General features: G+C 67.5%; 2 protein-coding genes (1 of these 2 only partly in view). Both read right to left on the reverse strand.

Annotated features, from left to right (window positions below; genetic code table 11):
• Positions 1 to 414: lysophospholipid acyltransferase family protein (locus K728_RS22990; RefSeq protein WP_443110908.1), on the reverse strand; the 414-nt coding region annotated here is incomplete at its 3' end.
• Positions 401 to 844 carry the 3' portion of an HAD hydrolase-like protein gene (locus K728_RS0102655; protein WP_051317589.1) on the reverse strand. 300 nt of this gene lie beyond the right edge of the window, so 444 of the gene's 744 nt are visible here — the last part of the coding sequence; its start codon lies beyond the right edge, outside the window; its stop codon occupies positions 401 to 403. The genes K728_RS0102655 and K728_RS22990, both read right to left, overlap by 14 nt.

The following is an 844-nucleotide window of genomic DNA, read 5'->3' on the forward strand; positions in this document are numbered from 1 at the left end:
AAGCCAGCCGACACCGGTGCGCCCACGGTAAAGCAGCCCGTCCCGGGACCGGGTTCCCTCCGGGTAGATGCCGATCCCGTTGCCGCCTTCCAGTAGTTCGTGGAGGGTTTTCAGCGCCTGGACACTTGCGGCTTGCTGCCCACGCTCTACCGGGATGGAGCCGACTCCTTCGAAAAAGGACCGCATGGCTTTGCCCTTGATCCCGCGGCCAGTGAAGTACTCGGCCTTGGCGAAGAAGGCGACCGGGCGGGGCATGAGTGCCTGGATCAGCACGCTGTCCAGGAAGGACAGGTGGTTGGCCGCGACAATCAGTGGCCCAGCGGCAGGCACCTGGTCCAGGCCCTCGACGGTTGGCCGGCAGAGCCCGGCGATCAGTCCGCGGGTGCTGCTCCGGGTGAGGTCATAGATTCCCATGACCCACCCCCTGCGGCACCCTTTTCAGGACCAGTTCCAGGAGCGCGTCGGCGGTGGCGGCTGGCGTGGTGGCGCCCACCACGCAGAACTCCTCGACGGACCCGAACCCCCAGGTCACCGGAATACAGTCCAACCCATTGGCCACCGCTCCGGAGATGTCGTGGGACCGGTCGCCGATCATGATGGCGTCGTCGTACCTGCCCTCATGCCGGGCCAAGGCTGCGGCAATGATTGGCGTCTTGCCGTCGGGACCGGGTGACTGTTCCTCATCGGGAGACCCATGCACGGAGTGGAACAGGCCGGCCAGCTGTTGGACGCCAAGGAGCTCCTGGGCGAGGCCCTGCGGCTTCTGGGTCGCCACGGCGACCAGATGGCCCGCCGCGCGCAGCGTCTCCACCACACCGACCACGCCGGGGTAGGGCCGGCTGGC

Source organism: Arthrobacter sp. CAL618, from assembly GCF_000468215.1.
GTDB lineage: Bacteria > Actinomycetota > Actinomycetes > Actinomycetales > Micrococcaceae > Arthrobacter_D.